Annotated in this window: 23 protein-coding genes; 12 read left to right on the forward strand and 11 right to left on the reverse strand. The window is 65.6% G+C overall.

The window, feature by feature from the left end; genetic code table 11:
* Positions 1 to 142 precede the first annotated feature (142 nt).
* On the reverse strand, positions 143 to 382 hold the full coding sequence (locus QJT78_RS32685; RefSeq protein WP_038953755.1) for a hypothetical protein: 240 nt from the start codon (positions 380 to 382) through the stop codon (positions 143 to 145).
* Between the two features lie 5 nt (positions 383 to 387).
* Entirely contained in the window at positions 388 to 603 is a 216-nt protein-coding gene (locus QJT78_RS32690; RefSeq protein ID WP_038946045.1) for a hypothetical protein, read from the reverse strand.
* Between the two features lie 215 nt (positions 604 to 818).
* On the opposite strand from QJT78_RS32690, the gene QJT78_RS32695 reads away from it, so the two are divergent.
* The 8 genes from QJT78_RS32695 (at position 819) to QJT78_RS32730 (ending at position 7713) form a co-directional block, all read left to right on the forward strand.
* Positions 819 to 1187 (forward strand): hypothetical protein, encoded by a 369-nt coding sequence (locus tag QJT78_RS32695; protein WP_038946044.1) that lies wholly within the window; start codon positions 819 to 821, stop codon positions 1185 to 1187.
* Between the two features lie 78 nt (positions 1188 to 1265).
* Positions 1266 to 1655: a hypothetical protein gene (locus tag QJT78_RS32700; protein WP_038953756.1), complete on the forward strand. Its 390-nt coding sequence runs from the start codon at positions 1266 to 1268 to the stop codon at positions 1653 to 1655.
* 2 nt (positions 1656 to 1657) lie between these two features.
* Positions 1658 to 1954 (forward strand): hypothetical protein, encoded by a 297-nt coding sequence (locus QJT78_RS32705; RefSeq protein ID WP_038944253.1) that lies wholly within the window; start codon positions 1658 to 1660, stop codon positions 1952 to 1954.
* Positions 1947 to 2381: a hypothetical protein gene (locus QJT78_RS32710; protein WP_038944254.1), complete on the forward strand. Its 435-nt coding sequence runs from the start codon at positions 1947 to 1949 to the stop codon at positions 2379 to 2381. Before QJT78_RS32705 ends, QJT78_RS32710 begins: the two co-directional genes overlap by 8 nt.
* On the forward strand, positions 2378 to 2674 hold the full coding sequence (locus QJT78_RS32715) for an AlpA family phage regulatory protein (RefSeq protein WP_038944255.1): 297 nt from the start codon (positions 2378 to 2380) through the stop codon (positions 2672 to 2674). Before QJT78_RS32710 ends, QJT78_RS32715 begins: the two co-directional genes overlap by 4 nt.
* Positions 2675 to 3050: 376 nt before the next feature.
* Positions 3051 to 4898: an extracellular solute-binding protein gene (locus QJT78_RS32720; RefSeq protein ID WP_038944256.1), complete on the forward strand. Its 1848-nt coding sequence runs from the start codon at positions 3051 to 3053 to the stop codon at positions 4896 to 4898.
* A 4-nt stretch (positions 4899 to 4902) separates the two neighbouring features.
* A complete protein-coding gene (locus QJT78_RS32725) occupies positions 4903 to 6405 on the forward strand; it encodes a class I adenylate-forming enzyme family protein (RefSeq protein ID WP_028147875.1) in 1503 nt (500 codons plus the stop codon).
* 84 nt (positions 6406 to 6489) lie between these two features.
* The gene (locus QJT78_RS32730) at positions 6490 to 7713 is read left to right on the forward strand and encodes a hypothetical protein (RefSeq protein ID WP_028147876.1); all 1224 of its coding nucleotides are present in this window, start codon (positions 6490 to 6492) and stop codon (positions 7711 to 7713) included.
* Positions 7714 to 7768: 55 nt separating this feature from the next.
* On the opposite strand, the gene QJT78_RS32735 is transcribed toward QJT78_RS32730, so the two are convergent.
* From QJT78_RS32735 to QJT78_RS32745, 3 genes are all read right to left on the reverse strand, one after another.
* Positions 7769 to 8902 carry an acyl-CoA desaturase gene (locus QJT78_RS32735; protein ID WP_049807831.1) on the reverse strand — a complete coding sequence of 378 codons (1134 nt, stop codon included), beginning with the start codon at positions 8900 to 8902 and terminating at the stop codon, positions 7769 to 7771.
* A gap of 297 nt (positions 8903 to 9199) precedes the next feature.
* Positions 9200 to 12718, reverse strand: a complete 3519-nt coding sequence (mfd, locus tag QJT78_RS32740; protein WP_028147878.1) for a transcription-repair coupling factor — start codon at positions 12716 to 12718, stop codon at positions 9200 to 9202.
* The gene (locus QJT78_RS32745; protein ID WP_028147879.1) at positions 12715 to 13005 is read right to left on the reverse strand and encodes a succinate dehydrogenase assembly factor 2; all 291 of its coding nucleotides are present in this window, start codon (positions 13003 to 13005) and stop codon (positions 12715 to 12717) included. Before QJT78_RS32745 ends, mfd begins: the two co-directional genes overlap by 4 nt.
* Before the next feature lie 186 nt (positions 13006 to 13191).
* On the opposite strand from QJT78_RS32745, the gene recG reads away from it, so the two are divergent.
* On the forward strand, positions 13192 to 15300 hold the full coding sequence (gene recG, locus QJT78_RS32750; RefSeq protein WP_038944257.1) for an ATP-dependent DNA helicase RecG: 2109 nt from the start codon (positions 13192 to 13194) through the stop codon (positions 15298 to 15300).
* 11 nt (positions 15301 to 15311) lie between these two features.
* Here recG and panE read toward each other — a convergent pair whose 3' ends face one another.
* Positions 15312 to 16226 carry a 2-dehydropantoate 2-reductase gene (gene panE, locus QJT78_RS32755; RefSeq protein WP_028147881.1) on the reverse strand — a complete coding sequence of 305 codons (915 nt, stop codon included), beginning with the start codon at positions 16224 to 16226 and terminating at the stop codon, positions 15312 to 15314.
* Positions 16227 to 16442: 216 nt separating this feature from the next.
* Between panE and QJT78_RS32760 the strand changes: the two genes are divergently transcribed.
* Positions 16443 to 16964: an ATPase AAA gene (locus QJT78_RS32760; protein WP_028147882.1), complete on the forward strand. Its 522-nt coding sequence runs from the start codon at positions 16443 to 16445 to the stop codon at positions 16962 to 16964.
* Between the two features lie 28 nt (positions 16965 to 16992).
* Here the strand turns inward: QJT78_RS32760 and QJT78_RS32765 are convergent, their stop codons facing one another.
* The 3 genes from QJT78_RS32765 to glmS all read right to left on the reverse strand — a co-directional run bounded on the left by QJT78_RS32765 (position 16993) and on the right by glmS (position 20643).
* Entirely contained in the window at positions 16993 to 17850 is an 858-nt protein-coding gene (locus QJT78_RS32765) for an NAD(P)-dependent oxidoreductase (RefSeq protein ID WP_028147883.1), read from the reverse strand.
* 106 nt (positions 17851 to 17956) lie between these two features.
* On the reverse strand, positions 17957 to 18727 hold the full coding sequence (locus tag QJT78_RS32770) for a DUF502 domain-containing protein (RefSeq protein WP_038944260.1): 771 nt from the start codon (positions 18725 to 18727) through the stop codon (positions 17957 to 17959).
* An 89-nt stretch (positions 18728 to 18816) separates the two neighbouring features.
* Entirely contained in the window at positions 18817 to 20643 is a 1827-nt protein-coding gene (gene glmS, locus QJT78_RS32775; protein ID WP_028147885.1) for a glutamine--fructose-6-phosphate transaminase (isomerizing), read from the reverse strand.
* 220 nt (positions 20644 to 20863) lie between these two features.
* On the opposite strand from glmS, the gene QJT78_RS32780 reads away from it, so the two are divergent.
* Positions 20864 to 21082, forward strand: coding sequence for a hypothetical protein (locus tag QJT78_RS32780; RefSeq protein ID WP_028147886.1), 219 nt, complete (start codon positions 20864 to 20866; stop codon positions 21080 to 21082).
* A gap of 9 nt (positions 21083 to 21091) precedes the next feature.
* On the opposite strand, the gene QJT78_RS32785 is transcribed toward QJT78_RS32780, so the two are convergent.
* Together QJT78_RS32785 and glmU are read right to left on the reverse strand one after the other, a co-directional pair.
* The gene (locus QJT78_RS32785; RefSeq protein ID WP_155257729.1) at positions 21092 to 21262 is read right to left on the reverse strand and encodes a hypothetical protein; all 171 of its coding nucleotides are present in this window, start codon (positions 21260 to 21262) and stop codon (positions 21092 to 21094) included.
* A gap of 27 nt (positions 21263 to 21289) precedes the next feature.
* Positions 21290 to 22657, reverse strand: a complete 1368-nt coding sequence (glmU, locus tag QJT78_RS32790) for a bifunctional UDP-N-acetylglucosamine diphosphorylase/glucosamine-1-phosphate N-acetyltransferase GlmU (protein WP_028147887.1) — start codon at positions 22655 to 22657, stop codon at positions 21290 to 21292.
* Between the two features lie 171 nt (positions 22658 to 22828).
* Between glmU and QJT78_RS32795 the strand changes: the two genes are divergently transcribed.
* Positions 22829 to 24196 (forward strand): hypothetical protein, encoded by a 1368-nt coding sequence (locus tag QJT78_RS32795; RefSeq protein ID WP_028147888.1) that lies wholly within the window; start codon positions 22829 to 22831, stop codon positions 24194 to 24196.
* The last annotated feature ends 144 nt before the right edge of the window (positions 24197 to 24340 follow it).

Below are 24340 nucleotides of genomic sequence, written 5' to 3' on the forward strand. Positions count from 1 at the left end.
GATCACCCTCGAAAGATTGTCGCGGGCGTCCTGCAGGATCAGGAACACGGCGCGGGCCTGCGCCTTGGTCATCTCGTTTTTGAGGATCAGCGCGTCGCTCTGCATACGCAGAACGCGCTGCTCCGTTTCGATGGTCAGCGAGCTATGGACCAGCTCCAGTGTCATGGGGCTTCTCCCTGTACGCATCGAGCGCGCGGGAGACCTGACGCAGCGAGTACGTCAGGGCGTCCTTGGTCAGCACCAGCTGGCCTTCAGCCCACGCCTCGAAATCGGGTTGCAGATGCATCGCGTTGACGGCACGCAGGATCGCGTCGGCGTGCCACCTGATCTCGTCGAGGCGTGGACCGATCCGCTGGTCCCACTGATCGAGGCTGATGCCCATGCGCGTCACTCCAGACCGCGCATGCCCCAGAGACGCGGGTCCGCAGTCGCACGACGGCGCCGCAGCGCGCGGCTCATCACGACATACGTGGTCGCAGGGAACGCCCCTGCGCGACCCGGCCAGTTCTTCGCGGTGTTGATGCTCGTGTCCGTCAGGGCCGCCACCTTCGACAAACCGCCGAGGTGATCGACCACTGCCTTCGCGGTCGCCAGTCTACGCATGATCGACTTCCGTTCGCAAGCGTGATTGCCATCGAACTCAGTACGACTTGGCGACGGCGGCGGAATTGCGGCGGGATTTAAAGGACGGTCGAGCTATAAATTCGTACTCATTGCGCAGGCGCATTAAGTGCGATACAACTTCGCGCAGGTTGCATTACCTATGTGTATACCAGTTATAGGTATCTTTCTGCACACACGCGCTGGGGCGAGATTGCATGAAGAAGATCAAGGGTTTCGAGAAGGAGGCCGACGCGTACAAGGCGCGGCTGAGACTATTGCGGGAGGTCGTTGCAGCGGGGAGCCAGCAAGTCTTTGCCGACAAGATCGGCATCGACATGAAGCGCTGGAACAATTACGAGCGCGGCTACCCGATCCCGCGCGAAATCGCCTTCCTTCTCAGGGAGAAGCTGAAGGAACCGCTCGCCGAGTGGCTGTGGTGGGGACTGGACAAACACTTATCCCCGCAATTCAGAGCCAACCTGAAAACCGCCGAGCAGCGCGCAGCGGCGCGCGCCAAGGCGGAAGCTGAACTGGCGGCAGCGAAAAAGCAGGTCGAGCTGCTGAAGAAGAAGGTTCGAGCCTAGAACGAGCGCTGTTGCGTTTCGTTCTGAGCGCGAGATAGGCTCCCCGGCTCTCAGCAAGAGAGCAAGGGGAGTTTCGTCATGGACGCATACGCTCGCCAATCCGACACACACAGAAATGAACGCGACCGCATCGCCGCCCTGCGCGACGAGATCGAGCGGTCGGCCTCGCGCATCTATCCGGCGCATCCGCCTGCACCACAGCAGCCCATGGTGCAGCCGCCCACCTACGGCGCGCCGCAGCGCGACGCCATCAATTCGCTGGTCGATAAGGTCGTCGGCGATGTCTGCGACCGCATCGTCGAATTGAAGAAGCAGCTCGACGCCCTGCAGCAGCAAATCTTGGTCGGCGGTGCCGCCACCAAGGTCACCCTCAACGAGCAGATCGACGCCTGCATGCGCGTCAACGACGAGACCACGCGCATCGGCGATGCGGTCGGGGAGATCGCCGACCGGCTGCTGAGGCTGTGACCATGGCGCAGCATGAGCCCTTCATGGGCGTCGGCGATGTCGAAGCGCCGACCCCGGCACCAGCCCCGAAGAAGCCCGAGCGCCCGCTGAGCCTCGACGAGCGCAAGGCGCTCAACTGGTTCAAGGCGAACAGCCCCACCAGCGGCAACGCGAAGGGGATGCCCAAGAGCGAACACCGCGCCGTCCTGATGGCGCGGTGCCTGATCGAGATCAGCCCGGAGCGCAAACGCCACGACCCCATCAGCTACTCGATCACCGGCAAGGGCATCGACCATCTGAAGGGGTGGCACGATGACTGAGGAGACGCCGTTCACCGCCCCGTGGACGCCGAGCGAGGTGGACGCGCTCAACCGCTTCCAGCGGCTGGGCGTGTTCCACCCGTTCACCCGTCCCGACAGCCACGACGGTGCGGATCGCGCCCTCGTGGCGACCCGTGATGGCTGGGTGTGCTGCCACTGCGCCTACCGGCAGAACTGGGCACACCGCTGGATGCTCGCCGCCGAGCCCACACTGGGCTCGCCAGGGGGAACGCAAAGCCCGCTGCGCGACCTCATCCTGCACCTCGACCGGGTCGCGCGGTACCACATCGCCTACCCGCAGGCGGCCGACGCCCTGCGCCATCTGCGCGACCACCTGTCGGCGCTGGCGTTCTGCGAGGAGACCAACCAGCGTGCCGCAAGCGGCGCGCCCCCCACCGTCTACGAGCGTCAGGAGGGCCGCCCGTGAGCGACCGCGACCAGAGCACCAAGACCGCCACCAACGAAAACGAACGCACCGACGAGTCTGCCTCCGAGGTGCGGCCCATGCTCAATGCCGAGCAGGTTCTGGCGCTGATCCCGATCAGCCGCACGACGCTGTTCCGGCTGGAGCGCGACGGCCTGTTCCCCGAGGGGCAGGCGATCACGCCGCACCGGAAGCTGTGGTTTCAGGACGAGGTGGTTGCTTGGCAGAAGGCCCTGCAAGACCCGAAATCATCGCTGGCGCAGATGGTGAAGGCGCGCCGCACGAAGGCGGCGTGATCAGCTCGGTCTAACCGTTTTCTACGTCCAATAGGCCCCGTTAGCCCGGCGTTAGCCCGGACAACGGGGCTAATTTTTTTATGTAGGGAAATCAGCTAGTTGGTGATCTTGACGCCATTCTGAACGGGAAGTGCCCGGACCGCTCCGAAGCGACGAACCTAGCCGCGTTGGGCGCGGCTCTCTCCCCGTCAATTGAGGCGGATAAGTGACGGGCTCGACGCTCTTGCGCGATTGCGTGCCTTCTTAACGTGGCCGACGAAAAGATCAATGCCGACAAGCGTCTTTGGCCACGCCTTGAACCGCTCCCAGGCCTGCGATCCGTGAAATTCCTTGTGATAGGATTCAGGCCCGCAGGTCCTCGAATCAACGTGTGCCGATGTCCATGTTCCAGCGCCTTCTCGAGGGCCTTCCTGAGGGCCTTGGCACCCGCCTCTGTCTTCTCGCCTTCGTCCTCGCCTCCGTGCTCTCCGCAAGCGGCGCAGGGGCTGAGGAAGCCCATGCCATCGCGATGCACGGGAGGCCGGCGATGCCGGCCGATTTCACCCACATGCCCTACGTCAACCCTGATGCCCCCAAGGGCGGCCGGCTGACCTGGGGCATTCTCGGCACCTTCGACAGCCTCAATCCCTTCATCGTCAAGGGACTGGCCGTGCAGCCGGTGCGGAACTACGTGGTCGAGAGCCTGCTCGCGCGCGGCAATGACGAGCCGTTCACGCTCTACGGCCTGCTCGCCAGATCGGTCGAGACCGATGACGCGCGGAGCTTTGTCACGTTCCGTCTCGATCCCCGCGCCCGCTTCTCCGACGGCAAGCCGGTCCTGGCGGAGGATGTGCTGTTCTCCTGGCAACTGCTGCGCGATCACGGCCGCCCCAATCATCGGCAATATTACGCCAAGGTCGCCAGGGCCGAGGCGCCCGACCCCCTCACCGTCCGCTTCGACCCGGCTGGCGCCAACGACCGGGAATTGCCGCTGATCCTCGGCCTGATGCCGATCCTGCCGAAGCATGCAGTGGATGTCGCGACCTTCGAGGAGACGACGCTGACCGGCCCGATCGGCTCGGGCCCGTATCGGATCATGGCGGTGAAGCCCGGCGCGAGCGTGACCTTGACCCGCAATCCCGACTATTGGGGCCGCGACCTGCCCATCAATCGCGGGCTCTACAATTTCGACGAGATCAGGCTCGACTATTTTCGCGAGGCCAACGGCCAGTTCGAAGCCTTCAAGCGCGGCCTCTATGATTTCCGCGTCGAGCACGAGCCGCTGCGCTGGCACGAAGGTTACGACTTTCCAGCCGCCAAAAGCGGCGAAGTGATCCGCGACACCATCAAGCCCGGCGTGCCGCAGCCTTCCGAATTCCTGGTGTTCAACACGCGCCGTCCGATCTTCGCCGACATCCGCGTGCGCCGGGCACTTACGCTGCTGTTCGATTTCGAACTGGTCAACCGCAACTATTTCTTCGGACTCTATTCGCGCGTTGCCGGCTATTTCGCCGGCTCCGACCTGTCGGCGTATGGCCGGCCAGCGGATGCGCGCGAGCGCGAGCTGCTGAAGCCCTTTGCCGCGCAGATCCCGCCCGACGTCATGGACGGCAGCTACCGCCTGCCCGTCACCGACGGCTCGGGACGCGACCGGACGACGCTGCGCGCGGCACTCAAGCTCCTGTCGGACGCCGGCTACGATCTCGACGGCACCGTCCTGCGTAACCGCGCGACAAAAGCCCCCTTCACCTTCGAGATGCTGGTGACGACCCGCGACCAGGAGCGCATCGCGCTCGCGTTCCAGCGCGACCTCAAGCGCGCCGGCATCGAGCCGAGCGTTCGCGCGGTCGATCCCGTGCAGTTCGACCAACGCCGGCTCGGCTACGAGTTCGACATGATCCAGAACCGCTGGGACCAGTCGCTGTCGCCCGGCAACGAGCAGTATTTCTATTGGGGGAGTGCGGCCGCCGACAATCCGGGCACCCGCAACTACATGGGCGCCAAAGATCCCGCCGTCGATGCCATGATCGACGCTCTCCTTGAGGCCCGTGATCACACGGCCTTTGTCTCGGCGGTGCGGGCGCTCGACCGCGCCTTGATCTCCGGTTTCTATACAATCCTCCTGTTTAACGTATCCGAGCAATGGATCGCGCGCTGGAATCGGATAGAACGGCCAAAGGTCACCTCGCTGTCCGGCTACCTGCCGGAGACCTGGTGGTCGAAGGGGCAGCCGCAAGCGAAGTGACGCCGTGAATCAGCCAGCCGTATCGCCGACGCTCGACACGCTGTTTCAGCGCACGCTGATGCGGCAACCGCACGCGCCCGCCCTGCTCGATCCCCTCAACAAGGCCCGCGTGACCGGGCACCAGCCGCGGCGGATGACCTACGCCGAGGCCGACACCGCCATCGAGGCCCTGTCAGCGCATTTCGTCGAATCGGGCCTGCCGGCCAATTCCGTCATCGCGATCCAGCTGCCTGCTACGGTCGAGTTCGTGCTGACAGTGCTCGCCGCGCATCGCGCCGGGCTCGTCGTCGCCGTGCTGCCGCTGCTCTGGCGCCATGCGGAACTTACCGCCGCGCTGAACCGCACCGCGGCGCGCGCCATCGTCACCATGAGCAAGGTCGACGGCGTCAGCTATTCCGACCTCGCGATGCATGCCGCCGCGGAGGCCTTCTCGATCCGCTACGTCTGCGGTTTCGGCGCCGACCTGCCCGAGGGCATGGCCTCGCTCGACGACGTGCTGGCCCGCCCGCCCGGCACCACGCGCGCCGTGATCCAGGACGGCCGCAAGGCGGCGATGATCTCCTTCGACGTCACCGCGGAAGGCTTTCGCCCGGTGCCGCGGCCGCATTTCAGCCTGATCGCCGGCGGGCTCGCGATGTCGCTCGAAGCCGACATCAAGCAGGGCGCGACCGTGATGGCGGCGTTCACGCCGATGTCGTTCGCAGGCCTCGCCTCCTCGCTCGCGGTGTGGCTGCTCTGCGGCGGCACGCTGGCGCTGCATCATCCCTTCGAGAACGACGTGCTGGAACAGCAGATCAACGCGCACGAATGCGAGGTGCTGATCGCCCCCGCGCAGCTCGCGCTGCGGCTTGGCGACGCCGACCTCGCGGCGCGGATGCCGAGCTTGCGCAACGTCATCGGCCTCTGGCGCGCGCCCGAGCAGGTGGCGGCGAGCGATGCCTGGATCGCGTCGCATGCACCGCTGACCGACGTCTATCTGTTCGGCGAGGCCGGGCTGTTCGGCGCCCGCCGCGGCGAGGACGGCATGCCTGTTGCGGTGATGCCCGGGCCGCACGGCGCCCCGCGCGAGCAATCCGGTTCCTCCATCGCCGGCGAGATCCTGCTGACGCCCAGGGGCACGCTCGGCCTGCGCGGAGCGATGGTGCCGATCGCGGCCTACGCGCCGCCGCAGCCGGTCGGCGACACCCTGACGGCGCAGCCGCCGCGCGATTATGTCGACACCGGCTATGCCGCGCGGCTCGACCGTCCGAGCGGGGCGATCTGCATCACCGCACCGCCCTCCGGCATCATGGCCGTCGGCGGCTATCGCTTCCTGTCCAACGACCTCCAGGAATGGGCGCGCCGGCTCGGCCAGGGCGCCCTGCTCACCGCGCTGCCCGACCGGCTCTCTGGTCACCGGCTCGCAGGACGGGCGCAAGACAATGCCCGCGCCCGCGAAGCGCTCAATGAACTCGGGCTTAACCCCCTGATGGTCGAGGCTTTTCGCGACCGCTCCGGGCCGGTTTAAGCGTAGTTTCGACCCATCCATTGACGCTGCATTAAGGCAACCGGACTAGATTGCGTGGCATCTGTTGCGTGATCAGAGTTTGCGATGTCCCAGGCGGGCCCGATCCTGTTTGTGTCCAACGCCCAGCGGCCGCCTTTCATTGCGGCACTGGACGAGGCCCGTCTGTTTCCCGTCGTCGACGCCGACTGGGCCAGCGCGGCGCGCGCGGTCGAGCAGGTGCAGCCGGCCGCGGTTCTCGCCGCGATGCATGCCGGGCACGAGCCCTACCTTGCGCCGCTCGCCAGGAAGATCGCGGACCAATCGCCCTACCTGCCGTTCGTCGCGCTCGATGCTGCGGGCACGCTGCCGCAGAATGCCCTGCCCTTTTCCTCACGCGGCGGCAATTCCGACCGCCTCGTCGCGCGGCTCCGCGCCGCGCTGCGCGTGCGCACTCTCCATGCGACGGTTCTGCGCCGGCTGCCGGACGCGAAAGTCGGGTTGCCGGAGGCGGATCCGGCACGCGATGCAACGGTGCTCCTGATCGGCCGCGGCACAGCTTATCCTGCGCTCTCCGTCGCACTCGGCGAACGCGTCGGGGTCGTCGGCGCGCTCTCGATCGAGGCCGCGGCCAAGCATCTCAACACCCGCGACATCGATGGCGTCGTGCTCGCCGAAGGTTTTACCGCGCGCGTCACCGACGCCTTCCTCACGGTGCTCGCCGAAGACACCCGATTCCGCAGCCTGCCCGTGGTCGTCACCGCGCACCAACTCGCGCAGACGTACGACCTGCCCAATCTCGAGCTGATCCCGGGCGAGCCGGCGAAGGTCGCCGCCAACGCGCTGCCGCTGATCCGCCAGCACGCGATGGAAGCGCAACTGAGCCGCACGCTGCGTTCGATCGATGCCGGCGGCTGGCTCGATCCGCGCAGCGGCCTGCTCACGGTGGAAGCTTTTGCCCGCGATTTCGCCAAGGCGGTCGAGCAGGCTCTTGCCCGCGGCGGCGGCCTCTCCGTGGCGCGCTTCGCCTTCGAGCCCGGCAATTCCCGCGCCCAGCTCGACGCCGCGCGGATCCTGAGCCGCCTGATGCGGCAGATGGATTTTGGCGTGGCGCAGAAAGACGGCTCCGTCGTCGTCGTGTTCGCGGAGACCGACTTCCGCACCGCCCACATGATCGCCCGCCGCCTGTCGGCGGTGATGCGGCATACCTCCAATGGCAAGCACGAGATGCGCAGCGATCCCGTCGTCAGCGTGGACTCGCTGTCGCCGTCGGATACGGCGCGGTCGCTGCTCGGGCGTCTCTCAGCCGACGCGTCGCGCGCGGCGTCGTAGTCGCGCGTCAGCAATCCCTGATCTCGTGCGCGCTCCTTGTAAGGGCAACGGGACGCTAAACGCCGCCGCCATTCGCGCTCGATTTCGGGGCGGTCGCCAGAGCGGGAGTGGCCAGGAGAAAGCCGACAGTTTCGTTCAGGAGCTCGTGGGCCCGGTCGACGATGTCGTCCAGCGACATCGTCTTTGCGAACATGCGCTGCGCTTCAGCCAGCAACTGGTCGCGAGTCGGCATGCTGGACAGGCGTAAATCGGCACGCTGCTGCAACAGAATGATCGCGTCCCGGACCGACAATTCGGTCTCATGGATCGACGTCTTGATCGCCTGTGCGATGTGTTCAGGATTGAAGCGAGCGGCGAGCTGCTCGGCCGCTTGCTTGATCGCGCGTGATCCCAACCGATGCTCATTGCGCAGGACCAGCTTGGGCGGCATCTTCAGGTCCCGGACAATCCCCAGCCAGGACAAGGCCACCAGGATATAATAGGTGAGATCAATCTCGTACCAGTGGAAGCCCTGTCGAGCGCTGGCCTGATAGGCGTGGTGATTGTTGTGCCACCCCTCACCCATCGTGACGAGAGCGAGCAGCCAGTTGTTGCGGGAATCGTCACCGGTCACATAGCGCCTGCGGCCGTGAACATGTGCGAGGGAGTTGATGCAGAACGTGGCGTGATAAACCAGCACGGTGCTCCAGAGGAAGCCGACCACGAGTCCTGACCACCCCGCAATGAGGAAGCAGAGGCCCGCGAGCACGAACGCCGGCAGAAGCTCCAGTTTGTGCAGCCACATCAACTCGGGATACGACGCCAGATCCGATACTTTCACCAGGTCGGTTGCATCGTGCTGCCGGTAGAAGATCCAGCCGAGATGACTGTAGAGGAAGCCCTTGTGCCGGGGCGAATGCACATCCTGCGCGGTATCCGAGTGAAGATGATGATGGCGATGTTTGGCGGCCCACCAGAGGACGCTTTTCTGAGCGCTGCTCTGGGCCAGGAAGGCCAGGATGAACTGAAACACCCGGCTGGTCGCGTAAGCCCGATGCGAGAAATACCGGTGATACCCGGCGGTGATCGCAAACATGCGCAACCAGTACAGAACCGCGCAAATGACAACGGCTTGCCACGAGACGCCCGACCAGATCGCCGCGACGCATCCCGCGTGGACCAATATGAACGGCAGGACCTGCGGATACATGACGTCGTCGTGTTCGTCACCGTGTTCCTGGCCTGAATCGATATTGATAGACACGCTCGCGACCTCAGAAGTTTCAATGGGCGGGGGCAGCCCCGCTTTGCGGTACAAAAAACCCGCGGCCGGTAAACCAGTCGCGGGTCACACGAATCAGGTCATTAGTCGGGCACGCTATCAGCGGCGAGGCCAAATCGTCGGCCGAACTCGACGAATCGAACATGGCTGTCGTTCGATCATTCCGCAAGTGGCCATATGCCGCTGTTTTGTATCCAATTACCGCTCCGGTGGCGCTCGGAACAATTACGCCGCCTTCTTGCTCTGCGCGAGCTGTGCCAGCTGCCGCATGATCTCCGTGGTGCCGGCGAGACGCTCTTCCGGCGTCTCCCAGTCCTGCAGGAACACCACCTTCATGTCGGGCCGCACCTTGGCGGCCTGGCCGTAGCTGCGGATGAACGACACCAGGCGGTCGGGATGGGCGAACGAATTATCGCGGAAGGCGATGACGGCGCCCTTCGGGCCGGCGTCGATCTTCCCGACATTGGCCGTGCGGCAGAACGCCTTGATCGCGGCGACCTTGAACAGATAGCGCACCTCGTCCGGCAGCACGCCGAAGCGGTCGCGCATCTCGGCGCCAAAGTTCTCGATCTCCTCCTCGGTGTCGAGATCGGCGAGCCGCCGGTACAGCGACAGCCGCACCGAGAGGTCGCCGACATAATCTTCCGGAATGAGCACGGGCATGCCGATGGTGATCGAGGGCGACCAGCGGTCAGCCGCGGGCTCGGACACGCCGGCCTTGAGGTTGACGATCGCCTCCTCCAGCATCGACTGATAGAGCTCGAAGCCGACCTCCTTGATGTGGCCGGACTGCTCCTCGCCGAGCAGGTTGCCGGCGCCGCGGATGTCGAGGTCGTGCGAGGCGAGCTGGAAGCCCGCGCCCAGCGTCTCCAGCGATTGCAGCACGGTGAGCCGGCGCTCGGCCTGCGCGGTGATCTTCTGCTGCGCCGGCAGCGTGAACAGCGCATAGGCCCGCAGCTTGGAGCGGCCGACGCGGCCGCGAAGCTGATACAGCTGCGCCAGGCCGAACATGTCGGCACGGTGCACGATCAGCGTGTTGGCGTTGGGAATGTCGAGGCCGGATTCCACGATGGTGGTCGACAGCAGGATGTCGAACTTGCCGTCGTAGAAGGCGGTCATGATGTCCTCGATCACCGCGGGCGGCATCTGGCCGTGCGCGACCGCGACTTTCATCTCCGGCACGTTCTTGTCGAGGAAGTCCTTGACCTCGGCGAGGTCGTCGATGCGCGGCACCACGTAGAAGGCCTGGCCACCGCGATAGCGCTCGCGCAGCAGCGCCTCGCGGATCATCAGCGGATCGTGCGGAGCGACGAAGGTGCGCACCGCGAGACGGTCGACCGGGGGCGAGGCGATGATCGAGAGCTCGCGGACGCCGGTCAGCGCCAACTGCAGCGTGCGTGGGATCGGCGTCGCCGACAGCGTCAGCACGTGCACCTCGGAGCGAAGCGCCTTCAGCCGTTCCTTGTGGGTGACGCCAAAATGCTGCTCCTCGTCGACGATGACGAGGCCGAGATCGCGGAACTTGATCGCCTTGCCGAGCAGCGCGTGGGTGCCGACGACGATGTCGACCGAGCCATCGGCGATCCCCTTCTTGACCAGGTTCAGCTCCTTGGTCGGGATCAGGCGCGAGGCCTGCGCCACGTTGACCGGAAAGCCCTTGAAGCGCTCGGCGAAGGTTTTTGCGTGCTGCCGCGCCAACAGCGTGGTCGGCACCACGACCGCGACCTGCTTGCCTTCGAGCGCGACGGCAAAGGCCGCGCGCAAGGCCACCTCGGTCTTGCCGAAGCCGACGTCGCCGCAGATCAGCCGGTCCATCGGACGGCCGAGCTCGAGGTCCTTCAGCGTGGATTCGATGGCCCCTAACTGGTCCTCGGTCTCGTCATAGGGGAAGCGCGCGCAGAACTCGTCATAGAGGCCCGGCTGCACCGGCAGCTTTGGCGCCTCGTGCAAATGGCGCGCGGCGGCGATCTTGATCAATTCGCCCGCGATCTCGCGGATGCGGTTCTTGAGCTTCGCCTTGCGGGTCTGCCAGCCGCTTCCGCCCAGACGATCCAGCTCGACCGTGGTCTGGTCGGAGCCGTAGCGCGACAACAGCTCGATGTTCTCGACGGGCAGGAACAGCTTTGTCTCGGCGGCGTAATGCAGCTCGAGGCAGTCGTGGGGCGCGCCGGCGACGTCGAGAGTCTGGAGGCCGATGAAGCGGCCGATGCCGTGATCGACGTGGACGACGATGTCGCCCGCGGCAAGGCTCGTCACCTCCGAGATGAAATTGTCGAGCTTGCGGCTCGCCTTGCGCGGCCGCACCAGGCGGTCGCCGAGGATGTCCTGCTCGCTGATCAGCGCGATCTCGTCGGTCTCGAAACCGCTTTCCAGACCGAGCACGGCGAGCATGGTCTCGTTGCGCGGGGTCGCCTGCACCGTCCGCCAGGCGTTGACGCTGGTGGTATGGGTCAGCTTGTGGTCGCGCAGCATCGAGGTCATGCGGTCGCGCGATCCCTCGCTCCAGAGAGCGATCACGACCTTCTTGCGCTGGGCATGCAGCGCCATCACGTGGCAGACGACGGACTCGAACACGTTGACGGTGGCGTCGTTGCGTTCGGGTGCGAAGTCGCGGCCCTTGCGCGCGCCGGCATCGACGATCGTCGCACCATCGGCCGGAACCGAAAACTGCGTCAGCCGCACCAGCGACATCTCGCTTTCGCGCTTCGTCCATTCCTCGTCGGTGAGATAGAGCCTGTCAGGCGGCAGCGGCTTGTAGATGGCGCCGCCGCCGGGATGCTCCATCGCATCGCGGCGGGCTTCGTAGTAGTCCTGGATCTGCTTGAAACGCTCGCGGACGGCGTCCTCGGCCTGCGGCTCGATCGCGATGGCTGCGCCTTGCAGATAGTCGAACAGCGTGTCCATCCGGTCCTGGAACAGCGGCAGCCAGTGCTCCATGCCGGGATGGCGGCGGCCTTCGCTGACGGCCTCGTACAGCGCGTCGTCGCGCTCGGGCGCGCCGAACTCGGCGACATAGCCCATGCGGAAGCGGCGGATGGTGTCGGTGACGAGCTGGAATTCCGAGATCGGCACGAGGTCGAGCGAGCGCATGTCGAGCATCGTGCGCTGGGTCTCGGCGTCGAAGGAGCGGATCGATTCCAGGCTGTCGCCGAAGAAGTCGAAGCGGACCGGCTGGTCGAGGCCGGCCGGAAACAGATCCAGGATGCCGCCGCGCACGGCATATTCGCCGGGCTCGCGCACGGTCGAGGAGCGGTTGTAGCCGTTGTGCTCGAGCCAGGCGACGATGGTGTCCATCGGCACCACGTTGCCGGGCGCAACCGACAGCGCCTGCGCGGCAACGAGTTCGCGCGCAGGGACGCGCTGCACGATTGCGTTCACCGTGGTGAGCACGATCAGCGGCTTGTCGCTGCCGGTCAGCGGCGCAAGCCGCGCCAGCGTGGTCAGGCGCTGCGCCAGGATGCCGCCATGCGGCGAGACGCGGTCATAGGGCTGGCAGTCCCAGGCCGGAAAGGTCAGCACCGGCAAATCGGGCGCGAAGAATTGCAGTGCGCGCTCGAGCTGCTGCATTCGCCCACCGTCGCGGCAGACCACGGCGAGGCTGACGGCCGGTTTCTTCGGCCGCGCGGCGATGGCGCGGGCGAGATCGGAGATGACGAGGCCCTCGGCGCCCTCGGCAACATTGGCAAGCGTCAGCGCGCGGCCGGGCGTAAGCAGCTCGGCCGGCGACTTCATCCCCTGTTTCATAAATCGCCGTCCGTAATCGGGAACGCCTTGATGCGGGCAAACAGCGCGCCGGTGACATCAGCTGGCAGCACCTTGTCACCGGTGATGGCGGCATAGAGATCGGGATCGGACTCTTCGAGCAGGGTCTCGAGCTCGGTCAGCTCGTCGTCGGACAGATTGCCGATCTCGGCATCCGCGAAGCGGCCCAGGATCAGGTCCATCTCGCGCGTGCCGCGGTGCCAGCAGCGGAACAGAAGCCGCTTGCGGCGATCGTCCAGCCCGTTGCTCGATCGTGTCGTTCCCGTCATGTCTCAGATCCAGTCAAACGCAGAAAGCCCGGACGTGCCGGGCCGGCGTGATATAGCCACTCGGACCGCCCCTGTCAGCCCTCGATTTGGCATGGCCCGCTGCCCGCGCGAGCGCCGCGAAAAAAGCCGTGGATGCCCGGCATAAAGCCGGGCAAGAGGAGCCAAATCGATCCTAGATTCGCTCTCATGCGCCCCAGCCCGCTCAATCCGCTGTTTGCTCCCGTGACCAGCCTGCCCGGCGTCGGTCCGAAGCAGGACAAGCTGCTGCAGTACCTGCTCAGCCGCAATGAGACGCCGCGCCTGGTTGACCTGCTGCTGCATTTGCCGAGCCAGGTCATCGACCGCCGTGCGCGGCCAAAGATCCGCGACGCCGTCCAGGGAACCATGGTGACGCTGGAGGTCACCGTCGATCGCCACCGCCCACCTCCGCCGCGCAACGCCCGCGCGCCCTATCTCGTGTATGCCAGCGACGACACCGGCGACGTCGTACTGACCTTCTTCCGCGCCAAGCCCGGCTATGTCGAAAAGCTGCTGCCTGTTGGCGAGAAGCGCTACGTCTCGGGCACGCTGCAGATGTATGACGGCATCCCTCAGATCGTGCATCCCGACCGCGTGCTCGACGAGGAGGCGATTTCAAAGCTCTCGGGGATTGATCCCGTCTATCCGCTCACCGAGGGCCTGGCGCTCGGCTCGCTCCGCCGCGCGATCGCGCAGGCGCTTCAGAAGCTGCCCGCTTTGCCCGAGTGGATCAGCCCCGAGGTGATGCGCCGCTGCAATTTTCCGCCGATCGCCGAAGCGCTCAGCCGCGTGCATCAGCCGGTCGAGCTCACCGACATCCTGCCCGAAAAGTCCTACTGGTCGCGCCTCGCCTTCGACGAGCTTTTGGCCGGCCAGCTCGCGCTGGCCCTGATCCGCGCCCAATTGCGCCGCCCCGCCGGCGTTCGCAATGCCGGCGACGGTCACTTGCGCAACAAGATCATCGACGCCCTGCCCTATGCCCTGACCCCGTCCCAGCGCAGCGCCGCGGCCGCCATCGCCGAGGATCTGAAACAGCCCGTGCGCATGCTGCGCCTGCTTCAGGGCGATGTCGGCTCGGGCAAGACCGTGGTGGCGCTGCTGGCGGCCGCCGCCGTCGCCGAAGTCGGCAAGCAGGCCGCGCTGATGGCGCCAACGGAAATTTTGGCGCGGCAGCACATCAAGACCATCGCCCCGCTCGCGGAGCGCGCAGGGCTGCGCGTGGCCATCCTCACCGGCCGCGAGAAAGGCAGGGAGCGGCGCGAGCTGTTGGCGCAACTCGAAGCCGGCGAGATCAATCTCCTCGTCGGCACCCATGCGCTGATCCAGGACGACGTGATCTTCAACGATCTCGCCCTGGCCGTCGTCGACGAGCAGCATCGTTTCGGCGTGCGCGAACGCCTCGCGCTGACCTCGAAGGGCGCCGCCGTCGACGTGCTGGTGCTGAGTGCGACGCCGATCCCGCGCACGCTGGTGCTGACCTATTTCGGCGACATGGACATCTCCGAGTTGCGCGAGAAGCCCGCCGGCCGCCAGCCGATCGAGACCCGCACCATATCGATGAGCCGCCTCAATGAGGTCACGGACAGCATCGGCCGGGCCTTGGAGGCAGGCAAGCTGGTCTACTGGATCTGCCCGCTGGTCGAGGAATCCGAGGCTGAAGGCACCGAGCACCTGACCAACGCGACCAAACGCTTCGAGAGCTTGCAAAAGCGTTTCGGCGACCGCGTCGGCCTCGTCCACGGCCAGATGAAGGGCACCGAGAAGGACCGCGTGATGGGCCAGTTCGCCGCCCATGAGATCGGCCTTCTGGTTGCGACCACCGTGGTCGAGGTCGGCGTCGACGTGCCGGCCGCGACCATCATGGTGATCGAGAATGCCGAACGGTTTGGCCTGGCCCAGCTGCACCAGCTGCGCGGCCGCATCGGGCGCGGCTCGCAAGCCTCGACCTGCCTCTTGCTGTATAGCGAGCCGCTCGGTGAGATGTCGAAGGCACGCCTGAAGGTGATCCGCGAGACCACCGACGGCTTTCGCATCGCCGAGGAAGATTTGAAGCTGCGCGGCGAAGGCGACGTGCTGGGCGTGCGCCAGAGCGGCCTGCCCGGCTACCGCATCGCGCGCTCGGAGGTGCACGGCCAGCTCATCACCCAGGCCAGAGACGAGGCGCTGCGGATCCTGAAGGACGATCCGAAGCTCAAGGGCGAGCGCGGCGAGGCGCTGCGGTGCCTGCTGTATCTCTACGAGCGGGACGAGGCGATCCCGCTGATCGGGGCGGGTTAGCCTGCTGCTCTTCAGCGCCCGACCTCGTAAGCCGCCACATGCGCGCGGGCCAGATCCAAGAGCGGCGTATCGATACCGAGCGTGCGGGCGCGATTGGCCATATCGCCCAGGATATGCTCCGCTTCGGTGACCGAACCACGCTCGATATCGCGCAGCATCGAAGCCTTGAGCGGCGAGTCCCGCGTGGTGAACAGTTTCCGGTCGAACGCGATGAATGGGGCGCGCGGCTCAAAACCCGACGCCGCTGCAACGGCACAGCATTCCGCGAACAGCCGGAAAATGGACTGCTCGCCGTTCGGCACCGCCAGGATGTCGCCAATACTTGCGCGCATCAGGCAGGTGATGCCGGCGAGCGTGCTGAGCTGGACGAACTTCTCCCACATGTCCTGCATGATCGCTTCGCTGGCGCGCACGTCGAGACCGGGGACCTGGAGCAGTGTTTCCAGCGCGAGCACACGCTCGCTCAGCGAACCCTTGGTCTCGCCGAGGACGATCATCTGATTGGCCATGAACTGAACGACGCGGCCATCCGCATCGAGCCCGGCACTGACGTTCGCCAATCCGCCGAGAACGCACGCGGCGCCGAACCTCGCGGTCAGAGCGTCAATATGTTTCAATCCGTTGAGGATCGGCAGAATCATCGTGTTGGCGCCAACGGCCGGGGCAAACTGGGCCATCGCATCGTCGAGCGAGTAGGATTTCACCCCGACGAGCACGACATCGAACGTCTCCTTGAGATCGTTAGCCAGGACGATCTTCGGCTGCACGGCAAAGTCGCCATGCGGGCTCACGACCTGCAGTCCATTCCGCCGCAATTGCACCGCTCGTCCGGGCCGCACCAGAAAGGTCACGTCGCGTCCCGCTCGAACCAGGCAAGCTCCGTAATAACCGCCAAGCGCGCCTGCGCCGATCACCAGCACTCTCATTCGAACTCCGATTGCATCCATCTGTCTCCGCAGAAACGATAGCAGACGGGGCGTGCGGCGTCTCCTTGCCGTCATTGCGAGCGCAGCGAAGCAATCCAGAATCTTCCCACGGAGACAGTCTGGATTGCTTCGCTGCGCTCGCAATGACGATGTGGATAGAGCCGGTTCAGAAGACTCACCCTTTCCCCACGACCGGCTTTATGGAACCTTGCGCTCATGCGCCGGATCATCGTCGTTGGCTCCCAGGGAAGCGGAAAGACGAGGCTCTCCCGAAATCTCGGGCGGAAGCTTGGACTGCCCGTGGTGCATCTCGACGTGCTCTATTGGCGGCCGGGCTGGAAGCCATCCGACAAGGCCAGCTTCCGTCTGCGCGTCGCGGAGGCGATCGCGGGTGATGCATGGGTCATCGACGGCAGCTTCTCGGGGCTCGCCTTCGATCTCACCCTTGCGCGTGCCGACACCATGGTCGTCATCGACCGCCCGCGCTGGCTCTGCCAGTGGCGCATTCTCTGGCGCTCCGCGTTCGATCGCGACACGACGCGCCCCGATCTGCCCGAGGGATGTCCGGAACAGTTTGACTGGAAACTGATGAAGGAGGCGTGGCGCTACGACACCGAGCGCGTGCCTGTCATCGAGGCCGAGCGGCTTCAATATGGCCCTGATGTCCCGGTCGTGCGCCTGAGACGCGACCGGGACATCCAGGGTTTTCTGGAGTCGGTTTCAGTGCACGGCGAGTGATCCATTGCCGTGACTTCGGACTGGACGGTCAGGCCTTCTTCTGCGCGACACGCGCTGCGAACGCCTTCAGCAGTGCCGCATCCACCGCTTCGCCATTCGCGTCCGAGGCGAGGTGCTCGAACCAGCGTGCAAAGCCTTCGTAGATCTGGCTCGCCGGATGGTCGGGCCCGAGGAAACCCGAGATCTCCCGCATCTCCGCGACCCAGCGATAGGCCTTCGGGATCATGTCCGGCAGCGCGACTTCGAGCCGGGCCAGGACCGCGGGCTGGCTCAGCGCGAGCTCGTCGCGCAGCGCGTCAGCCGCGCCCGCTTTCGTCGCCGCGACCACCATGGCCGAGCCGATGCCGGCCAGGCCCTTGACGATGCCGGCATAGGACATCTTCAGCGCGGAGGCCGCGCCGACGGGTCCCTCGACAATCCGCACGTCGAGCCCGAGATCCTTCAGCACCGCGAGATCCCCAGCGTACTCGCCGGACAGGTAGAAAGCCGGGCTCTTGCCGCCGGGCTGCGGCGGGAAGCCGATGATGCCGCCATCGACGAACGGCGCTTGCGCCGAGCCGATGATCTCCTCGATTCTTTGAACGGTATCGACATTGACCGCGTTGCAGTCGACGACGATGGGCTTCTTCTCGCGCCGGACGATCAGCGCCGCCAGGCGTTCGGCCAAAGCCACGGCTTCGCCCGGCGGCACGATCGAAAGGATGATGTCGGCCTCCGCGATCGCGTCATCCTCGGCGCCGATCATGCCGGCATCCGCGGCGCGCTTTTGCGTCGCCTCGCTACGTCCCTTCAACGACGTCAGCACGCGCGCACCGTTTTCGCCGAGGCGGCGGGCCACGGCGCTGCCCATGGCGCCGGGCGCGAGGATCGCAATGGTCTTCGTCATCATGCACTCCAGGTCGAATTCCGAGCGAGGGCGCTCAATTCAACCGGAAGACTAGCAGAGGACGAAAATGCTTGCGTGAATGCGGCCATCCGAAACGGGAATGGCCCTACTCCACCTTCGCAGGCTGGGGCTGGAGCGCGGACGCGTTGGCAATGCGCGCGGCGTTCGCCATGCCCGCGAGTGCGGCGGCCTTCTTCGGGTCGGGCGCCGAGCCCGGCTGCACCACGCCCGCCGACATGATCAGGGTCGCGGCGTCCTCGGTGCTCATGTCGACTTCGACGATCTTGCTCTTGGGCACGTAGAAGAAGAAGCCCGTGGTCGGGTTCGGCGAGCACGGCAGGAACACGGAGACGTGCTCCTCCTGCCCCGGCAGGCTGCGCGCGACCTCTTCATTCGGCGACTGCGAGATCAGCACGATCGACCACATGCCCGGCGACGGAAACTCGACCAGGCCGACCTTCCGGAAGCTCGAGCCCTTGCCCGAGAACAGCGTCTCGAACACCTGCTTCAGGCCGCGATAGATGGCGCGCACCGCCGGAATCCGGCCAAGGAAGGTCTCGCCGATATCGACCAGCGTCCGGCCGATCAGATTGGCGGCGAGGAAGCCGACCAGCGTCAGCGTGAAGAATGCGACAATCAGTCCCCAACCTGGAACGACATACGGCAGATAGGTTTCGGGCCGGTAGGCCAACGGCACGAACGGCCGCACCACGCCGTCAACCCAGGTGACGAACCACCAAACCAGATAAAGCGTGATGGCAATTGGCCCCGTCACGACGAGGCCGGTGAGGAAATAATTGCGGAAGCGGCCCATCAGGCCGGTGTGCGGTTCCGGGATGGGATCAAGCGGCGCAGGCGCGTCGTCGCGGGGGGGCATTCGGGTTCCAGGTCGGTCGCTGCACTCAAACTAGGGTCTTCTAGCAGGTTTTGGAAGACTACCTAGCGTTCCGGCCTGATCCCTTCTGCCTATTCCACGGTCACCGATTTCGCGAGGTTGCGCGGCTGGTCGACGTCGGTGCCCATGATGACCGCCGTATGATAGGCGAGCAGCTGCACCGGGACGGCATAGACCATCGGCGTGAACGCGGCCGCCATGTCGGGCATGACGATGGTGACGAGGGACTCGACGGTCGCCTCCTCCGCGCCCTTTGCGTCCGTCATCAGGATGATCCTGCCGCCGCGGGCGGCAACCTCCTGCATGTTGGAGACGGTCTTTTCGAACACGCGGTCATAGGGCGCGATGACGACGACCGGCATGGTCTCGTCGATCAGCGCGATCGGCCCGTGCTTCAGCTCGCCGGCGGCATAGCCCTCGGCATGGATGTAGGAGATCTCCTTCAGCTTCAGCGCGCCTTCGAGCGCGAGCGGGAAGCTGGTGCCGCGGCCGAGATAGAGCACGTCGCGCGATTTGGCGATCTCACGCGCGAGCTTCTCGATCTGGAGCTCGGTGGTGAGCGCGTCCGACATCAGGCGCGGGATCTCGACGAGGCCATGAACGAGCTTGGTCTCGTCCTCGTCGGACAATTCGCCGCGGGCCTTGCCGGCCGCGATCGCAAGATTTGCCAGCACCATAAGCTGGCAGGTGAAGGCTTTCGTCGAAGCGACGCCGATCTCGGGGCCGGCGAGTGTCTGCAGCACGGTCTCGCTCTCGCGCGCGATCGTCGAGGTCGGCACGTTGACGACGGCCACCGTGTGCACACCCTCGGCCTTGGCGTAGCGCAGCGCGGCCAGCGTGTCGGCGGTCTCGCCCGACTGCGAGATGAAGATGGCGAGATCGCCCTTGCGCAACGGCGCCTCGCGGTAGCGGAATTCGGAGGCGACATCGACCTCGACCGGCACGCGCGCAAAGCGTTCGAACCAGTATTTCGCGACGAAGCCGGCATAGCTCGCGGTGCCGCAGGCGGTGATGTTGATGCGCTGGATGCTCTTGAAGTCGAACGGCAGCTTGACCGGCAGCGAGACGCGCTCGGTCGCCATGTCAACATAGCGCGCCAGCGTGTGGCCGACCACTTCCGGCTGCTCGTGAATTTCCTTCGCCATGAAGTGGCGGTAATTGGCCTTGTCGACCAGCGAGGTCGAGGCGGCGTGCTTGATCTTCTCGCGCTGGACGGCGTGGCCGTCCTTGTCGAAGACCGTGGCGCCCTTGCGCGTCAGCACGACCCAGTCGCCGTCTTCGAGATAGCTGATCGTGTCGGTGAACGGGCCGAGCGCGATGGCGTCGGAGCCGAGATACATCTCGCCATCGCCATATCCGATCGCGAGCGGCGGGCCGTTGCGGGCGCCGATCATGAGGTCGTCGTCACCGGCGAAGATGAATCCGAGCGCGAAGGCGCCGCGCAGCCGCGCCAACGTCAGCTTCACCGCCTCCACAGGCTTGTTGCCGCGCGTGAGCAGATCGTCCACGAGATGCAGCACGATCTCGGTGTCGGTCTCGGTGTGGAACAGCGTGCCCTTTTTCTCGAGCTCCTCGCGCAGCTCGCGGAAATTCTCGATGATGCCGTTGTGGACCACGGCAACGCGTTCGGTCGCGTGCGGGTGGGCATTGTTGACGGTTGGCTTGCCGTGGGTGGCCCAGCGGGTGTGGCCGATGCCGGTCGTGCCCTTCAACGGCTCGGCTTCCAGCCGCTTCTCCAGGTTCTTCAGCTTGCCCTCGGCGCGGCGGCGCGCGAGATGCTTGCCTTCGAGCGTGGCGACGCCAGCGGAGTCGTAGCCGCGATATTCAAGACGTTTGAGCGAATCCACCAATTGCTCTGCAACCGGCGTGCGCCCGAGAATGCCGACAATCCCGCACATGCGGATCAATATCCCCCAAATCGTCGAAAAATCGCTTAAACGACGCGCTCGGTTTCTAGCGAAGTTCCTAAGGAACCAGATACTCAATAATTATTGCTGATTGAGACAGCGCCGGTTCGCTTCCGATTTCGACTGCGTCGAATTGGCCGGCCTTAGACCGCGCGAATTAACTTGTTGTCAATGAGTTTGGCAAACCATTTCCGGACAGGAGAACAAGGCCATGAAAGGCTCATCCGGCCGCAAAGGTCTGTCATCGACGTTCCTGCGTGCCAGCGAAACCACCGGCACGCACCTTGCGCATTGGCCGCCGCCCCAGCGCGGCAAGGAGAGCAAGCCGGTCTTCACCAAGCACCCCGCCGGCGAGCCGGCCAAGCGCGCCAAGCCGCGCGGCTGGCGCCTGACCCGCGCGATCTTCTCCGAATTCGCCGACGACGAATAGCGGCGCGCCTTACCACCCCAGCGTCACGGCCCAGACGAGGAAAATGAGGAGCGCCCAGAACGCCAGCCCGATGACGAGGGCCACAATCTCGGGCGGATCGTACTCGTTCATTTCCCGCAGCAGCAGTCGCCCCATCCCCGTGACACATGCGTCGATCAGAAAACTGAAGAGATCGCGCACAAAGCGAGAGGACACCGCAGTTGGCGCTCAGTTCTCCGGCTTCTTTTCCGCCTTCTTGCCGCCGGTCTTCATCTCGCGATAGCGCGCCGCGCCGCCTTCCCTGATGGTCTGCTGGTTGCGCTCCAGCGCCATGGCGTCGTCGGGCACATCGCGCGTGATCACCGAGCCCGAGCCGATATAGGCGCCGTTGCCGATCTTCACGGGCGCGACGAGAGAGGAGTTGGTGCCCACGAAGGCACCCTGCCCGATGATCGTCTTGTGCTTCTTGAAGCCGTCGTAGTTGCAGGTGATGGTGCCGGCGCCGATGTTGGAATTGGCGCCGATGGTTGCATCGCCAATATACGAGAGATGGTTGACCTTGACGCCGGCCTCCAGCGTCGCGGCCTTGGTTTCCACGAAATTGCCGATGCGCGCGCCGTCGCCGAGCGAGGTGCCGGGTCGCAGCCGCGCATAGGGACCGATCGAGACGTTCTTGCCGAGCGTGGTCTGCACGATATGCGAGAAGGAATGGATCACCGTGCCGTCGGCAATCGACACGCCCGCACCGATCACCACGAACGGCTCGATGGTGACGTCATTGCCGAACACGGTGTCGGCGGACAGATAAACGGTCTCGGGCGCGATCAGCGTGACGCCTGATTCCATCGCCGCTTTGCGCAAGCGCGCCTGCATCACGCTTTCGGCCTCCGCGAGCTGCGCCTTGGTGTTGATGCCGCGCACCTCGTCCTCACTGGTCTCGATCACGACAGCCTCCCATCCCTGTTCACGAACGACGCCGACCGCGTCGGTCAGATAATATTCGCCCTTCGAATTTGCATTGCCGATCTTGTCGAGGATCGCGAGTGCACGGCGCCCGTCGATCGCCATCAGGCCGGCATTGCACAGATCGACCTTGCGCTCTTCCGCGCTGGCATCGGCATGCTCGCGGATCGCGACCAGACGGTCGCTCTCGACGATGAAGCGGCCATAGCCGGTGGGGTCGGCGGCGCGAAAGCCGAGCGCGGCGATCGCTGCGCCCTTCGCGAGCGGCGCGCGCAGCCGCTCAAAGGTCTCGGCCGAGATCAGCGGCGTGTCGCCGAAGGCAATCAGCAGATCGTCCGCGCCCCGCGCAATCGCCTCGCGCGCCGCCAGCACCGCATGCGCGGTGCCGAGCCGTTCTGCCTGCACGAAGGTGAGCGCATCGGGACGGATGCGCTTCGCCTCGTCCGCGACCGCGTGATGGTCGGGGCCGATCACGACGGCGAGCGAGGTGCCGGTTCCCTTCGGCGTGGCGGCGAGCACATGCGCGAGCAGGCTCTGGTGGGCAACCGGATGCAGCACTTTCGGCAGGTTCGATCGCATGCGCGTGCCTTCGCCGGCGGCGAGCACGATCGTGAGGCTGGAACGGGCGGTCATCGAAATCCTGTCAAACATGGCCGAATCAACGGGCGGCGGCAGGCCGATGCCGTCATGAGCTGTCGCCTTGCTACCCCCGCAAACGCCCGGAATTCAAGTGCGACGGGGTTTTCCTGTTAATGTTCCCTGATTGATTCGGGGAAGCTGTTCGGGGCTGGGCACTTAACGTTCATGGCAAAGGATTCCGACCCACTGGCGGACGCCTTCGGGGCCAAGGAGACCGGCGGGCTGTTCTCCGGACTTCTGGCCGAGGAAAGCGCGGTCGACCGCAGCATGATGTGGCGACTGGGCGCGTGGGGCGTGGCTGCCGTTAGCGCCGTCGTGCTGGCCGTGATGGCCAATCAGGCCCAGCTCGGCTGGCGCCGTGACCAGGTTGCGTCGGCCGATCTGTCGCGCCAGGCCGACCGGCTCCAGATGCTGACCAAGGAGAGCCAGAACGAGGCCCGCCGCCTCGCCTCCGCCATCGAGACGCTAAACACCGATCGTGACCGGCTCTATTCGCGCGTCACCGTGCTCGAGCAAGGGATGGATTCCGTCACCGGCGCCATCGCCAAGCAGAGCGCGAAACCGCAGGACGAGCCAATGCCTGACGCGCAGCCCGCGGCGCCGAGCGTCGCGCCGGTCGCCTCCACACCGACTCCCTTAAATGACAAGCCGCGCGCGGCAGGCGCGAAGGACCAGGCGAAGGAGCCGACAAGAGACACTCTGAAGGAGGCCGCAAAGGCTCAGTTGATCCCGCCGCCGCAGAACGCCGCCATGGCCTCGCTGGTGTCGCAGTCGCCGCTGACAACGTCGGCACTGCCGATGCTTCCGCTGGTGCCATCCAAATCGATCATGGCGCCACCCGATCCCGCCGCATCGAAGCTGACGCAGCCCGAGACGACGGAGAAGGCCGCCGACAAGAAGCCCGACCAGGCGCCCGCCCCGACCGAGGTCGCGGCGCCGGCCAAGCCGCCGGAGGCGGCCGAGAGCGAAGCCCCTGCAATCGCGGTCCAGCAGACGCGCTTCGCCATCGACCTCGGCGGCGCCAACTCGCTCGACGGCCTACGCGCGCTCTGGCGCGGCCTGACCAAGTCCAATCCGGAGATCGCGGCGCTACGGCCGATCATCATGATCAAGGAAGGCAATGCCGGCCTCGGCATGCAGCTCCGCTTGGGCGCCGGCCCCCTGATCAATGCCGCGGCCGCCGCAAAGCTCTGCGCGGGCCTCGCCGAGAACGACCGCCATTGCGAGACCACCGTGTTCGACGGCCAGCGGCTATCGATGCGCGGCGGATCGGAGAAGGGCCAAGAGAAGACTCAGGACCGGGTTCAGGAGAAGAACGCGGACAAGAACCAGGACGCCGTCCCGCAAGCCGAGACTGCGCCGGCGCTCGCTCCCGCCGCCAAACCGGAGAAGCGCCGCCGCAGCTACTCCTCAAAGCGCTCGTCGAAGCGCGAGGAGCCCGCGCCTGCCCCCGCCCCTCAGCCACCGGCCGCACCGGCGAAGCCGGAGACGGCCTCGACGGGATCAGCGCTGTCGTCGTTCTTCAGGCGGTAGGGCCGCGCACGAGTTAGATCACTGCGGCCTCTCATCAAATTGGGGCCTCAATGGCAGTCGAGCAATGACTCGTCGAACGGCGCAAGCGATCAGAAATATCCACCTCGCCTGTTGCCCCCTCCCGTCATCCCGACCATATTGCGC

The organism is Bradyrhizobium sp. Mp27 (assembly GCF_029953005.1).
Lineage (GTDB): Bacteria > Pseudomonadota > Alphaproteobacteria > Rhizobiales > Xanthobacteraceae > Bradyrhizobium > Bradyrhizobium barranii.